Origin of the sequence: Hahella ganghwensis DSM 17046 (assembly GCF_000376785.1) — a bacterium.
GTDB classification, from domain to species: domain Bacteria; phylum Pseudomonadota; class Gammaproteobacteria; order Pseudomonadales; family Oleiphilaceae; genus Hahella; species Hahella ganghwensis.
In genome coordinates this window covers 51,894-66,688 of sequence record NZ_AQXX01000119.1, presented here as the reverse complement: position 1 = coordinate 66,688, position 14,795 = coordinate 51,894, and the positions used below count along the sequence as shown (strand labels likewise).

Sequence of the window (14,795 nt, the reverse complement as noted above, 5' to 3'; positions counted from 1 at the left end):
GCTCATGTTACCAACCGGGTCGGTCAATTAGTGAACGATCCCTATATACTGATCTGATAAAGGTGTGTAGTACTGGTAGGGAGACTCAATGGTTAGCAATCAACATCAAACCAAGGATATTGGCTCTCGGCACTTTCTCCTGATTTCTTTTGCTTTACTTATCATTGTTGGCTTCATCCTGGTCATCATAGCCGAGCAGCACGCCCGTCGACAGTCACTTGATGAATATCACAACCTCCTTTCGGTCCAGGTCACGACGGCTGCCAATCAAGTCGCTTCTGACATGGAGCGCTCAAAGCGGCTGGCGAGGTTTATTCACTCTACACCACCGGTGAAAGGGTTAGTGCGGGCAAAAGCGAATGCCGGTATTGATCCCCACGATAATACCCCCTATGACACATGGATCGACCAGCTGCAGACGATATTTATCGCCCTGCTTGAAAATAATCCCACCATCTTTCAGGTGCGTTATATCGGCGTGGAGAACAACGGTCGAGAACTCGTTCGAGTACAACGGGATCACGGCAATATCAGGCCGGTAGAGGGCGACTTTCTCCAGGAAAAACAAAACGAACCTTATTTCCAGGATACGCTGAAATTAGCCCCTAACGAGCTCTATACCTCCGACATTACCCTGAACCGGGAACATGGAAAAATACAGTTTCCCCCACTGCCGGCATACCGGGTGTCTGTTCCTGTATTTTCAGCCCCTGATAAGATTTTTGGCATGATCATTATCAATGTCGATGCACGACCGCTGTTCAGAGCACTTCGAGAGAACTCGGGGGGACATGTACAATTAATTCTACTGAACGACAATGACGACTTTCTGCTCCACCTCGATCCGGACAAGGACTTCGGTTTTGACCTGGGCTCAGCGCCCGGATGGCAAGAAATGTTCACAGACATACGTGACGTCAGCACGGAAGATGGCAGCCTGAAATTATCTGTGACATCAGGCAACGAACCAGTCTATTACCTTGATCGCAATGTTTGGCTATCCAGGCCAGAGGAAGGCCGACACCTTAGTGTTATATCCCTGGTGTCGGAAAAGTTCATTAATAATGGAGCATTGATGCAAAACCGGCTGACCTCAATTGCACTGGTGTCCGCAATACTGCTCGTAGTGTCTGTCATTCTGTTCTTCTACCAGCGCTTTATGAACAATCGCCTGGAACTGAGCAAAACCCAAACCCAGTTCGAAGCCATGATCAATGGATCCGTTGACGCCATTATCGGTGTCGATGACAAAGGCATTATCACCAGTTGGAATAAAGCCGCCACTAGGATGCTTGCGGTGACGGATAAGGACGCAATTGGTCAGGGGCTCTTTGATTTTATCAAGGTCAGGCATTCAGACAAATTTAACCTGAACCATATTCAACGGATCATGGCAGGAGAACACCTTCCCTCCCTGGAAACAGAAATTGCGAACCAGGATGGTAATGAAACTGCTGTGTCCCTGACCCTCTCTCCGATCAAAGGCAGCCAACTGGCGAATCGAGGGGCGGCGATTGTCATTCGGGATATCTCCGAGCGTAAGGAATTTGAGCATCGCATCATAGAGCTCAACACATCTCTGGAGTCCCAGGTCAAAGAACGCACCGCCGAATTGGAAGTCGCCCGCAACCAGGCACTGGCCACCAGCAAAATGAAGAGCGATTTCGTCGCTAACATGAGTCATGAAATCCGCACTCCCATGAATGGGATTTTCGGCATGCTAAATCTGTTAAAAAGGGGCACTCTCACAGAGCAGCAGGAACGCTACCTGAAAATGGCCGAAGCCAGCTGCGAAACACTCTCCACGCTGATAAATGACATCCTGGATCTGTCTAAGATAGAGGCAGGCAAACTTGAACTGGAGTACACAGAATTCAACCTGATTGACACCATCAGCGCCCTGGTCTCCTCCGTCGCACTGAAAGCTCAGGAAAAAGGTCTTGAGGTTATTCTCGACTTCTCCGGTCTTTATCAACCCAGTGCAGTAGGTGACCCCCACAGACTGAAACAGATTCTGATGAACCTGTTGGGCAACGCCATTAAGTTCACCTCTAAAGGCGAAATCAAAATCAGCCTTTCCAGCAAAGTCGTGGATGACAACCATATTGCGCTTAATTTAAAGGTTCGCGATACAGGAATTGGCATCAAACCCGAAAAACAAGCCAAGTTGTTTCACGCTTTCACTCAGGCAGACAGCAGCATCACAAGAGAGTTTGGCGGCACAGGTCTGGGCTTGTCCATTACTCGACACCTTTGCCGCCTGATGAACGGTAACACCACGGTGGAAAGTACACCCTTCGAAGGTTCTGTCTTTAATGTGGAAATACAACTGGGTCGCGGCCAGCGGGACGAGCCGTTATGGGCCGAGACTATCTCCTTATCGAACAAAAATATCTGGATACTCGAGAACAACCGGACCCTCGCCCAAACGTTGCAGAAACAACTTGAGCAATGGGGAGCACAGACGCTGATCACAGACTCACTGGACCTGCTGTTTACCCAGTTTCAGGAGGCTGATCAACGTCCGGATATTCTCATGATCAAGCACAGCTTTCTGTCATCGGATACCAGTCGCGAGATGCTTCATCAGCTCATTGAGGAGACCTCTGGCAACCTGAAAGTAGCAATACTGAACGATCAGATGAACGACACCAGCCTTCCAACTCTCTTTGAAACCGATCACCTTTGCACTCTGGTCAAGCCACTTTCCCCTGACGAGCTGATCAGAATGGCTCATGAGTTCTACCCAACTGAATACGAGGTTGCCTCCTCTCAGAGCAGCCAAAAGCTCCTGAGCTCCTTTTTGGAAGATAAACTTTATGGCTACAAGGGTATCAGACTGTTGGTCGCCGATGATGTCATGATTAACCGAGAGGTGGTGAAGGATCTGCTGGTGGATTATGGGTTTGATATTATCCTGACCGCCAACGGACAGGAAGTTCTCACCTATATAGAGAGATGCACCAAAGAAGAACTCCCCTCACTCATTCTGATGGATTGCCAAATGCCTATCATGGACGGCTTTACAGCGACCAAGAAAATCCGTGCCGGCCATACAGGAGCTGACGTCAAAGACATTCCGATCATTGCCTTGACTGCGGGAGCCATGACAGGAGACCGGGATTACTGTCTGGCAGCAGGCATGAGTGACTATATCAGCAAGCCAGTTGATCCGGCAGAGCTGAAATCCAAACTGATCAACTGGCTTCCCCAGTCGCCCGACGATGACCAAGGGGCCCCAGACAATGGCCAAGGGGCAGTCACACCTCCCAAAACCATGGATACACCGGAAAATGCGACTCGCCCAACACCCTCCATGGAAAAAGAGGAGCTATCACTGGAAGAGCTATGCGTCTGGGACAGGCAGAGTGCGTTAAAGCGCATGGATAACCGGGAAAATATCTTGCATAAAATGATCACACTATTTTTGCGGGAATCGCCGGATCGTGCAGCTAAACTTCAAAAGGCCCACTCCTCGATGAACCTTGAAGACATCCAACGGCAAGCTCATTCACTAAAAGGTTTAACGGGCACGATTGGTGGCTCTAGGCTCCAGCATATTTGCTCTCAAATAGAAAAATCAGCGATGGAGAACGATTCTGAATCCGTGACCACTTGGTACAAGGCTTTTGAACCGGCTCTTCAGGAACTGGATCAGAAATTAAGAGAAGTGGAAGCGGCTTGAATCCGGAATAATAGGAAATTTGGCAGGATTAGAACACGGCCAGGCGTTCCGCTTCAGCGAAACGCCCATGCCTGAGAGCAGTTGATTATTCAGCTGGTACCGCTTCTTCCATGGCCGGCTCTGATGATTCTACACCTGCGGCCGTCGCTTCACCCGCGTAAACCATGAACTCGTTCAGGGATACCATGCCATTCTGATCCAGATCGATGGCTTCAAAGTCCTGGTGAATTGTGGCATTGACGGAAACTTCCTGCTCGTCCAACAACGTGTCCTGGTTGGCGTCCAAAGCAGTAAAAGCACGCTCAGAAGGAGACATGGATGCATCCAGCTCAGGAGAATTCTGCAGAGGCGTGGGCTCCATCGGTGCGGTCTCTTCCATTTCTGACACTTCACTGACGGAATAAGAAACGCTTTCCCCTTCATTCGCCGCCGGCTGCTCCAAAGATGCTTGATCTTCAGGTGCTTTCGTTTCCTCACTACATGCAAGCAACCCGCCTGCTACCAGAGAACCGGCCAGAATCATGGCTGTCGTGTTTTTCATCGCCTTTAGCATAGTCATTACCTTGTTCCTTTATCGAATTTTTATCCCAGATTCCGCATGTTTAATCTGAGTGATAGTCAAAGCCATCTATTCAATATTAGTGCCAACTATAGATTATTCTTTATTTTCATAAGGTTACATAAAAGCACGTTCTCATCTGGATAGGCCAAATGTCGCAATCTCGCAACAGGTCATACTCATCAGACCAAATTTCGAGTGAAATCATCAGGTTATAAGTTTCATTTTTGCAACATAAAGAAGCGGGAAGTTAACTTCTTCCAGGCAACTCCCGAACTTATTCTTAGTCCGCCCAGCTTAACTGTCAGACGAAACCGGGATTGTTCACTAAACTATAAAAAGATTCCCAATTTGTGCAGGAGAAAAATAATGACCGCCCAAACCAAAGCGTTAACCAACCATGAAGTGACCATATGTCTGACAGGCGGAGCAGTATTGGGACCATTCAAAGCGACCTGGAGCACCGAGCTGACCAGTGACGTCAGAGAACTGGTAAAGGACTACGACGCCTTCCTGCAGACAGGAAAGCAATCCCGCTTCAAGTACCACCTTCACGACTCAGAAAAACGCTACTCCCATACACTGGTCCTGCACTTCACTAACGTGACAGGAATTTATGACCGGGTAGCACTATCTGACGAATGAAAACAGGGAATAGAAGGATTAGATGTAATAACAAAGTATATTGAAAAAAGCGCAGAACCTAACGTTGAGAAAGTACATGGACATGCCGGTTGCATAGAAGCAACCAATAGAGGGGACGGAGGCTTCACACACTCACAACCTGATCCACATCCACCTTTCTCAACCTGGCGATTTCTTCAGCAAACAACTGACGGGTATGCTCAGCCAATTCAATATCGTCCATATTACCGTGCTGCTCAGGCTCAATAGCCTCTAATACCTTGACTGTAATCTTATGATGCCCGTGAAACTCCAGACTATGCTTGGGCAATGCCTGAGTCGTCCCCTCAATGACAACCGGCAGAATTGGTAGCTGTAACTTTCTGGCCAGTATGAAAGCTCCCGGCTTGAAGTGCTTCAGACGCCCGTCAAACGAACGGGTGCCTTCCGGAAACATGTACACCGAGCTCCCCTGCTGCAAATGCGACTCGGCAGCCTTCATCATCTGTCCGACGCTTTCAGCATCACCCCGTTTCAACTTTACATAACGATTCAGCACCATATTCCAGCCAATCAGGGGAAGCCTGAATATTTCAGCTTTTGATACCCATTTGAAATGGAAGAACAACCCGAATACCACCAGGATATCCAACAGTGACTGATGATTGGAAACCACAACGTAGGTTCGTTTTGGATCGATCTTGGACTTATCAACAAAGGTAACCGCCCAGGCCGGCCTTGCCCATACGTACAGATAAGCCCAAAAACAGGTGTATCGATGAAGTAGTATCAGACGATCATCCACCCACCGCGTACATAACCAGAGACACAATGCCCCCGCAAACAAGACCACGGAGGTCACAGCAATAAACAACAGAAACGCAACGCCTATAATTTTTTTCATTATTCAACAGCAAATCATGCACATCATTTTAAGGTGCAAGAATTTACCAGACTTCGCACCTTTGAAAAACTCGCGGCGGATTTTTCACACTAACGAGCTTTTTTTGCTTTAATGACTATATAAGCACAAGATCAATTCAAGCCAGTACGCTGCAATTGTGGCAGCCAGTAACTGCGTTAATCATTAGTAGAAATAGCCAGCCATTGAGCTAATCAGACGCTGAGCTAATCAGTAGTTGAAATAGTCAGTAGTTGCGAGTGGTCCGGCGGCTGGCCGAAGCTCCAAGGGTCTAGAGACTCATACCAGATCGGGCACATGCCTATTAAAAACAAGGGGCAGCCAAAATGGCACAGTATACTACTGACAATATTCGCAACATCGCACTGCTGGGCCACGTCGGCTCAGGCAAGACCACACTTCTTGAAGCCCTGCTAGCCCGTTCAGGCGAAATACCCACAGCGGGAAGCGTGGACAAAGGCACCACGCTGACGGACTTTGATCCTCAGGAAAAAGCGTTGGGGCATTCTCTTTACTCATCGGTGTGCAGCCTCGATTTTGAGACTGCCCATATCAATTTCCTGGACACCCCCGGATACCCTGATTTTATCGGTCGGGCATTATGTGTGCTTCCCGCGGCGGATTCTGCCGCCATTGTTATCAATGCTCAAGCGGGCGTGGAAATGGTAACAGAACGAGTCATGACGGCCGCCAAACAGCGGCAACTCTGCCGGATGATCATCGTCAACAAGATCGACAGTAACGAACTCGATTTTCAGGAATTGATGACGAACATCCAAGAGACCTTTGGCCCTGAGAGCCTGCCAATCAATCTTCCTGCCGAGAACGGCAGTCGTGTGGTGGATTGTTTTTTCGCGCCTGATGAATCTCTCACCACTGACTTTTCCTCCGTCAGTGATGCCCACGACGCTCTGGTAGACCAGGTCGTCGAGGTAGATGAACAACTCATGGAAGTTTATCTTGAACAAGGTCAGGCACTGACACCAGACCAGTTGCACGAGCCGTTTGAACAAGCATTGAGGGAAGGACATTTAATCCCTGTCTGTTTTGTCTCTGCGCAGTCCGGCGCTGGCATTGATGAGTTATTGCAAGTATTTGCCCGACTCATGCCCACACCAAAAGAAAGCAATCCGCCATTGTTTCTCAAAGGCGAAGGAGACGAGGCCGTGAAGGTCAGCGTTGAGGCGGAACCTGACCGGCATGCGATCGCTCATGTATTCAAAGTGACCGTCGATCCTTACGTTGGTCGCCTGGGTATCTTTCGCATCCATCAGGGAACCATTTCTCCCAATACCCAATTGTATATCGGTAACTCCCGCAAGCCCTTCAAGGTATCTCACCTCCTCAAACTGCAAGGGAAAAAAACCTGGGAGGTCAGTCGTGGTATTCCCGGTGATATCTGTGCCATATCGAAAGTGGAAGACATCGATTTCGACGCGGTTCTGCATGATTCGAATGACGAAGATCATTACCACCTCAAATCCGTGGATTTTCCGCCACCGCTCTATGGAATAGCCATTGAACCCATTCGCAGGGGGGACGAGCAAAAGCTGTCAGAAGCGCTTCAGAAGCTGGCAGCGGAGGACCCAAGTCTGAGAATAGAACACCGGGCTTCGCTCAATGAGACCGTCATGTACGGCATGGGCGACATGCACTTGAATGTCATCCTGGAAAGAATGAGCAATCAGTTCAACGTTGAGGTGAAAACTCACCCACCCTCCATAGCCTACCGGGAAACCATTTCCAAACCCGCCGAAGGTCATCATCGCCATAAAAAACAAACCGGGGGAGCCGGTCAGTTTGGGGAGGTGTTTTTACGTATCACTCCTCTCGAACGAGGCAAAGGTTTTGAGTTTGAGAACAAAGTGGTGGGTGGCGCCATTCCCTCTCAATTTATTCCCGGTGTTGAGAAAGGGATTCGGCAGATTCTTGATTCAGGTGCTATTGCCGGTTTTCCCATACAAGACATTAAAGTCACTGTTTATGATGGCAAGCACCATTCCGTCGACTCAAAAGAAATTGCCTTTCTCACAGCCGGGAAAAAAGCATTTCTTGAAGCTGTCCGGAGCGCTCATCCGGTCGTCCTGGAGCCAGTCGTGCATCTAAAAATCACAGCGCCGGCGAGCAGTCTCGGAGACATCACCGGACATCTGTCATCATCCCGCGGAATGATCAGTGGCAGTACCAGCTTGCCACGCAACCGGGTATCAGTGACAGCCCTGGTTCCCATGGGGGAGCTGGAGGACTATCAATCCAAGTTGAAGTCGATGACAGGTGGCGAGGGGTTATTTACCATGGAGTTCAGCCACTACGACGTCGTCCCGACAGCATTGCAGCAAAAGCTGGTGAGCCAATACAAGCATGAAGAATAAACCAGCGTAGTGTGTTGGTTTAGATGAGTGTTGTCACCAGACGCACCAAGTGATCAAGCTTGTCGTTGCTTAATTGCCGATAGTCAAAGTAGGGACACAAAATCATCCGGCCACGACGACTGATACTGAACGCCTCATCAATCATGTTCCAGTCGTCGAACCAGTTGGCCACCCCCAGCGATTGGGCATATTGCTTCCCCATGACAACGCGGCAGGCTTGATTGGTGATCTCTGACGCTGAAGACACTGGCTCCGAAAACAAGAGTGCCTGCCGGCTTCCTGCCTGCAAAAGAAAGTGGTCTCGATATTCCTGCCAGCTCTGGCATTCTTTCCAGCATTGGAGCTCTTTCCGACTTTGGAGCCCCTTCCAACTTTGGAGCTCTACTCCGGTCCGGCCTGTTATTTCGGGCAGGCTTACTGTCAGCCCTTCCCGACGACTGCCAGAGAATGCACCAGGACCGTCTTCGGATACTGATCTGTCTTCAATTGCCAGAGCGTTTTTGAGGGTAAGAAAATATCCCAGTTTGGCATAGAGATTGAAGATTTTGCGCCAGTGATTACCGGTTTTCTCAACAATATCGCTTATTTCGCCAGCACGCAGCGGGACCAGTGTATTCAACCGATCATAAGGCGCAACAGGAGGCCGATTGGCGATATACACCAGTATGTCCGCCGTTACATCGCCTACGCCAACGACAGACAGGCCAGCCTCGGATTGATCACTTCCTGATAAAACCAAAATATTACTCAGTGGTTCCTGGCCGTCGAAGCTTTCGTTCTCTGGTTCTCGGATTTTCTTGCTCTCTTGTTCACCGGTCTATTCGTCTTCAGACTCACCGTACAGAACATCGGGTGTCTTGGCCGCCCTGGCAAAAAGATGGCGGTTTTCAGCAATTTTCATCGCCACCTGCTCAGCCAGATCATCAGTGAGATCCGGGACTTCCCGCTGCAGGAACATAAGCAGGGCCTCGGAATATTCGAGCATTTTATCACGCTCGTCAGCGTCTTTTTTGGATGCAAATAACAGGTTTTCAGGATCAGCCATGACATCCTCTAACGCATCGCGTTCTGAATAATAAAGTACTCCAACGCCCATACTTAGTTTTCCTCATAATGAAATCTGTTCAACATTGGTTCTATAAAGTAGGTTCTATAAAAACACAGGGTTTATCGATAATAGCTTTCGATAATAGCTTTGAAAAATGGATCATTAGCCAGCTCGACCACTGTATTTATATACAGACCACGAGTCAAGTAACGAACTGAAACAGCTCCTCAGGGTTGGCTCACTTCAATAACCTCTAAGACAAATCTTGCGCCCCTAGGACAACCCTTGGAAAATAATGCCATAATGTTAAGAGATCATAGACGCCGAAATAGCGAAAGCCCAGCCGGAATCAAAAAACCGCTGTGTGGAATCCATTACTGAGAACAGGTTCCGATACCACCAAATATGCTGATTGTCTCCAATAGTGTCTCCATCCCCGATAGCGAACTTGAATATAGTGCCATTCGCGCCCAGGGGGCCGGAGGCCAGAACGTCAACAAAGTATCCAGCGCCATCCATTTGCGATTCGATATCAAGGCCTCTTCCCTGCCGGATTTTTACAAAGAGAGACTATTGGCCTACAACGACCATCGTATTAGCAAAGATGGTGTGATTATTATCAAATCTCAGGAACATAAAAGTCAGGAGCTGAACCGTCAGGCAGCTGAACAACGCTTGATCGGCTTGATAAAAGACGCGACCAGAGTTCAGAAGAAACGCAAGCCCACCAAACCGACACGCTCTTCCCAGAATAAACGCATGGACAGCAAGACCAAACGCGGCAGGATTAAATCCTTACGGGGACGAATCGACTAGGGTCTGCATATTCAAGAGACTGTCTTGAGCTGGCATAACCATGATTGAGTTACTACAGAATACCTTTTACAGCGATATCCCCATCACGCAGGCAATGAAACTGCAGGTGTTAAAGTACGATGGCATGTCCCTGACATTACGGGCTCCATTGCCACCCAACCGTAATGATAAGGGAACCGCATTTGGCGGCAGCCTATACTCGACTGCAGTGCTGGCAGGATGGGGACTGATTTACCTGATGACCAAAGAACGGAATCTGCAGGCTGATATTATGATCCATGAAAGCCACAGCCGCTTTATTGCACCGGTAACCAGTGACATTACAGCCACCTGTGGGTTTGATTCAGAAGAACAGATTGAAAAAGCGTTAAAGCTGTTTCACCGCAGAGGATTGGCAAGATTTCAACTAAACACCAGAATCAATGCAGGCATGTCAGATGCGATGACGTTCGAAGGCTCTTACGCCATCAGCAGATAAGCCCCGGAAACCGTCTCTTTGAAATCAGACTGAATACTGACAGGGGCAACTGCATTTAATTTGTTAGTAATTTCGCAGCACGAACAAGATGCTCCAAGTGAGTCATCAATTCTACATAAATAAATAGTTTGCCACTTCAAAGGCATCAGGTCGGCCTTCTTCATGACCGAAATAGCAAATATCCTCCATGGCCCTGCTGTCCGGGTCATAAATGCCGACAACAAACTCCAGTTTATGAGTCTTGGCCAGACCATAGAGAAAGTTCAAGGGCTCCTTTAACTGGGAAGCCTTACTGGCCTGAATATTGATGCCAAGATGACGCTCACCAGTTGCCTCTTCAGAGACATTTACCAGCTCGATTTCATCCCCTTGCGTGCCAGCCCATTCTGTTATGGCTGCGGTCATCGACTCATCGACCTCACCCCAATCCATGGTGTCAACCAGCATATAAAGTTTCATTAATCAGTCTACCTCAATGAAAAGGAAAACCAGGGTTTACGGAGGGTCCTTTCCGTAATGTCCCTGTTCAGGAATCGCTGGCCAAGGCCATTTTCTGCTCGTACTCGGCAATTCTATCACGCTCGTATTGACGGGCGGCTTTTGCCACAGATCCACTATGGCCGGTGGTAATCCAACGTTTAACCCGACCGGCATCACCGATTGGGCTGCGCTTGCCGAAAGAGTCCAGAAACACCATAGCCACATCGCGACCAGCGATATTACTCACCATCACCAGACAGCGTCCGGCTTCGTTGATATACCCTGTTTTACTGAACTTCACATCCCAGCTGTCCCGACGTACCAAAAGGTTCGTATTGCCATAAGCAAGCGTGTACCTGGGACCTCTGAAGCGGGCGTCATGTCTTGTCGTGGTGGTGAATTCGCGAATCTTATCATAGGTCATGGCCGCTTTAACCATTTTCACAAGATCTGCCGCAGTCGAGACATTCGTTACAGCCAACCCACTGGGATCTGTAAACCGGCTGTCGCTCATACCAAGCTCCTTAGCTTTGGCATTCATATCAGTCACAAAGGCATCAAGTCCTCCCGGATGCGACTGAGCCAGAACATTGGCCGCCAGGTTTTCTGAGGACATCAAAGCCAGCAGCAACAAATCCCCCCGGGATATCCGGGACCCTATGCGAATTCGCGAGTAGGCATTTTTAACGGTATCTCTGTCGGGCTTTGTGATGGTAATCAATTCTTTTAAAGATTCCCCTGAATCCAGAACCACCATTGCCGTCATGACTTTGGTAATGGAAGCAATGGGTACTATCCAGTCATCATTTTTCTGGTAAAGCGTCCTGCCGCTACTGAGATCAAACACCGCCGCTTTTACAGATGCCAGCTGAATATTGGCAGTATCTGGCGATATCGAGGCCAACAGGCCTGATTGGGGGGAAGATTTTGACGTGTCACCAGGGGCCTGAGCCTGGACAAGTGAAGCAAAAAACAGGCATAAAACAATTAAAAGGCGGATTTTTCTCATCTCCATCCGGACAATCCATCAACTTCTGACATAAAACTGCAAAACATACTGACAGGCTTGAAGATGAAGAACAAGATATGACGCCATCAGTTAAGCGAGATTTAATGAAGACAATCCATAGCAGAACAGGCAGAGCGGGCTTTCGCCCCACTCTGCCTAAAGGGTCTGGTGTGTCACCTTATAGTTTCAGCTGCGCAGACAATCAACCGCCAATCAACCAATCTGGCAACCACCAGGTAAACGACCCTGTCATGTGAATCGAGCGTCGGGCCTAGCCTCGGAAATACCGGTGCTCAACAAAGATGGCCGGCACCACTTCCGCGGCAATTTCCCTGCCTCTCAATATCACTTTTAATTTGCTACCGACGGCAGCGTATTCTGAGCTGACATAACCCATGGCAACAGGTTTTCCGACTGTTGGCCCAAAACCACCACTGGTGATTTCACCGATCTTTTCACCATCCAATGTCTGAATTTCCGCCCCTTCACGAACAGGAGCGCGACCTTCAGGTTGAATGCCGACACGCTTACGGCTGCTGCCTTCTGCAAATTGCTTCAGAGTTTCAGCAGCTCCGGGGAATCCGCCTTCACGAGCTTCACCTGAACGACGTGGTTTGGACAGAACCCATTTCAGGTTGCCTTCCACCAGATTGGTTTCGGTATTCAGGTCATGTCCATACAGGCACAAACCGGCTTCCAGGCGCAATGAATCACGAGCACCAAGGCCGATTGGCTCGACTTCCTCATGAGCCAGCAGTGCACGCGCCAGCGCTTCACATTCGTCAGCAGGTACAGAAATCTCAAAACCATCTTCACCGGTATAGCCGGACCGGGTGACAAAGCACTCCGCTCCATTAAGGCTCGCATAGGCGCCCTTCATAAAAGTCAGCTTGTTCAGTTCCGGAGCAAAAGACTCCATCACTTTCGCTGCTGCCGGGCCCTGCAATGCCAGAAGTGCACGATCTTCAAGTACCTTGATTTCACAATGATCACTCAGATGCTGCTTCAGGTGAGCAATGTCCTGATCTTTACAGGCCGCATTCACCACCAGAAACAGTGATTCACCGTCATTGGTCACCATGAGATCATCGAGAATCCCACCCTTTTCGTTAGTGAACAACGTGTAGCGCTGCTCACCTGGAGCCAGCCCGACAACATCACCAGGTACCAGGGTCTCCAGAGCTTCGGCCGCACCGGAGCCGATCAGTTTCACCTGCCCCATGTGAGATACGTCAAACAGACCGGCTTTTTCCCGGGTGTGCGTATGTTCCTTGATAATGCCTGCAGGGTAAGATACCGGCATCATATATCCGGCAAACTCAACCATCTTGGCTCCCAGTTCCATGTGCAGATCATACAGTGGTGTTTTTAATGCAGTGCTGGATTCAGCCATCTGTCAGCTCCTTCGGCTTAACATTCAATTACGTTAACCGCCAATCCACCCCGGGCGGTTTCTTTGTACTTCGTTTTCATATCGGCACCGGTGGCCTTCATGGTCTTGATTACCTTGTCGAGGGAAACAAAGTGATGACCATCACCGCGTAACGCCATACGAGAGGCATTCAACGCTTTAATCGCTCCCATGGCATTGCGTTCAATACAGGGAATCTGAACCAGCCCGCCAATAGGGTCACAGGTCAATCCGAGATTGTGCTCCATACCAATTTCTGCCGCGTTTTCCACTTGATCAGGCGTACCACCGGTAACTTCGGCCAGTGCACCAGCTGCCATTGAGCAAGCCACCCCCACTTCACCCTGGCATCCCACTTCAGCTCCGGAAATGGACGCCCCTTCCTTATAAAGCACACCGATTGCTCCTGCTGTCAGGAGGAAGCGCACAATGCCGTCTTCAGAAGAAGAGGAGACAAAACGATCATAGTAATGCAGGACAGCAGGGATAATACCCGCAGCACCATTGGTCGGCGCCGTGACGACCCTGCCGCCGGCAGCATTTTCTTCATTGACCGCCAGGGCGTAGAGATTGACCCAATCCATCACATTAAGAGGATCTCGCATGGCCGCTTCCGGACGATGGATCAACTTGCGATAAAGTTCAGCTGCCCGGCGTTTGACCTTCAGGCCGCCGGGAAGAATGCCTTCGGTCTTGCAGCCACGATCAACGCATTCCTGCATGACGTGCCAGATATTGAGCAAACCTGCTCGAACCTCTTCCTCGCTGCGCCAAACCTTTTCATTTTCCATCATGACTTGACTGATACTCAGACTGTTATCATGACAGTGTTTGAGCAATTGCGCGGCATTAGTGAATTCATAGGGGACCGGCGTCGAGTCGGCAACGATTTTGCTATCCCCGGCCGCCTGCTCATCAAGAACAAAGCCGCCACCTACGGAATAGTAAAGGCGGGTTCTTAATGCGATGCCACCGTCACCGAACGCAGTAAAGCGCATGCCATTGGGATGGTAGGGCAGACTGGCCCGTTTATTCATCACCAGATGTTCGGACTCGATAAAATCGATCTCACGTACACCCAGCAGCTTAATTTTCTTACTGCTTCTGATGTTCTCAATACGAGACTCAACGGAGGAGGTATCCACGTCTTCCGGTGTATCTCCCTCAATGCCGAGCATCACAGCTTTGTCTGATCCGTGACCTTTACCCGTCGCCGCCAGAGAGCCGAAGAGTTCCGCTTTCAGTGTTACCACATCATTCAGATTGCCGTCTTTCTCCAACCCCTGGAGAAACAACAGAACAGCTTTCATCGGCCCTACAGTATGCGAACTGGATGGGCCGATACCGATTTTGAAAAGATCAAATACGCTAACGGCCATAATCATCCTCTC

Annotated in this window: 13 protein-coding genes; 5 read left to right on the top strand and 8 right to left on the bottom strand. The window is 49.3% G+C overall.

Features of this window, described 5'->3' with window-relative positions; genetic code table 11:
• The first annotated feature begins 88 nt into the window (after window positions 1–88).
• The gene (locus tag F566_RS0115505) at window positions 89–3,685 is read left to right on the top strand and encodes an ATP-binding protein (protein ID WP_020407920.1); all 3,597 of its coding nucleotides are present in this window, start codon (window positions 89–91) and stop codon (window positions 3,683–3,685) included.
• An 85-nt stretch (window positions 3,686–3,770) separates the two neighbouring features.
• Here F566_RS0115505 and F566_RS33070 read toward each other — a convergent pair whose 3' ends face one another.
• On the bottom strand, window positions 3,771–4,244 hold the full coding sequence (locus F566_RS33070; protein ID WP_020407919.1) for an EF-hand domain-containing protein: 474 nt from the start codon (window positions 4,242–4,244) through the stop codon (window positions 3,771–3,773).
• 369 nt (window positions 4,245–4,613) lie between these two features.
• Between F566_RS33070 and F566_RS0115495 the strand changes: the two genes are divergently transcribed.
• A complete protein-coding gene (locus F566_RS0115495) occupies window positions 4,614–4,889 on the top strand; it encodes a hypothetical protein (RefSeq protein WP_020407918.1) in 276 nt (91 codons plus the stop codon).
• A 124-nt stretch (window positions 4,890–5,013) separates the two neighbouring features.
• On the opposite strand, the gene F566_RS33065 is transcribed toward F566_RS0115495, so the two are convergent.
• A complete protein-coding gene (locus F566_RS33065) occupies window positions 5,014–5,772 on the bottom strand; it encodes a lysophospholipid acyltransferase family protein (RefSeq protein WP_020407917.1) in 759 nt (252 codons plus the stop codon).
• Between the two features lie 344 nt (window positions 5,773–6,116).
• Here F566_RS33065 and fusA point away from each other — a divergent pair, with 344 nt between their 5' ends.
• A complete protein-coding gene (fusA, locus tag F566_RS0115485) occupies window positions 6,117–8,162 on the top strand; it encodes an elongation factor G (protein ID WP_020407916.1) in 2,046 nt (681 codons plus the stop codon).
• Between the two features lie 19 nt (window positions 8,163–8,181).
• Here the strand turns inward: fusA and F566_RS35515 are convergent, their stop codons facing one another.
• Both F566_RS35515 and F566_RS0115475 read right to left on the bottom strand, forming a co-directional pair.
• Window positions 8,182–8,901: a DUF6942 family protein gene (locus F566_RS35515; RefSeq protein WP_020407915.1), complete on the bottom strand. Its 720-nt coding sequence runs from the start codon at window positions 8,899–8,901 to the stop codon at window positions 8,182–8,184.
• A gap of 78 nt (window positions 8,902–8,979) precedes the next feature.
• On the bottom strand, window positions 8,980–9,258 hold the full coding sequence (locus tag F566_RS0115475; protein WP_020407914.1) for a YebG family protein: 279 nt from the start codon (window positions 9,256–9,258) through the stop codon (window positions 8,980–8,982).
• Between the two features lie 357 nt (window positions 9,259–9,615).
• Between F566_RS0115475 and arfB the strand changes: the two genes are divergently transcribed.
• A complete protein-coding gene (gene arfB, locus F566_RS0115470) occupies window positions 9,616–10,026 on the top strand; it encodes an alternative ribosome rescue aminoacyl-tRNA hydrolase ArfB (RefSeq protein ID WP_020407913.1) in 411 nt (136 codons plus the stop codon).
• Window positions 10,027–10,066: 40 nt separating this feature from the next.
• Window positions 10,067–10,504: a YiiD C-terminal domain-containing protein gene (locus F566_RS0115465; protein WP_020407912.1), complete on the top strand. Its 438-nt coding sequence runs from the start codon at window positions 10,067–10,069 to the stop codon at window positions 10,502–10,504.
• Between the two features lie 111 nt (window positions 10,505–10,615).
• Here F566_RS0115465 and F566_RS33050 read toward each other — a convergent pair whose 3' ends face one another.
• The 4 genes from F566_RS33050 to F566_RS0115445 form a co-directional block, all read right to left on the bottom strand.
• Window positions 10,616–10,963, bottom strand: coding sequence for a hypothetical protein (locus tag F566_RS33050; protein ID WP_020407911.1), 348 nt, complete (start codon window positions 10,961–10,963; stop codon window positions 10,616–10,618).
• Window positions 10,964–11,030: 67 nt separating this feature from the next.
• Window positions 11,031–11,999, bottom strand: coding sequence for a D-alanyl-D-alanine endopeptidase (gene pbpG / locus F566_RS0115455; protein ID WP_020407910.1), 969 nt, complete (start codon window positions 11,997–11,999; stop codon window positions 11,031–11,033).
• A 265-nt stretch (window positions 12,000–12,264) separates the two neighbouring features.
• Window positions 12,265–13,386 carry a glycine cleavage system aminomethyltransferase GcvT gene (gcvT, locus tag F566_RS0115450; RefSeq protein ID WP_020407909.1) on the bottom strand — a complete coding sequence of 374 codons (1,122 nt, stop codon included), beginning with the start codon at window positions 13,384–13,386 and terminating at the stop codon, window positions 12,265–12,267.
• A gap of 17 nt (window positions 13,387–13,403) precedes the next feature.
• On the bottom strand, window positions 13,404–14,783 hold the full coding sequence (locus F566_RS0115445) for an L-serine ammonia-lyase (protein ID WP_020407908.1): 1,380 nt from the start codon (window positions 14,781–14,783) through the stop codon (window positions 13,404–13,406).
• Between the last annotated feature and the right edge of the window lie 12 nt (window positions 14,784–14,795).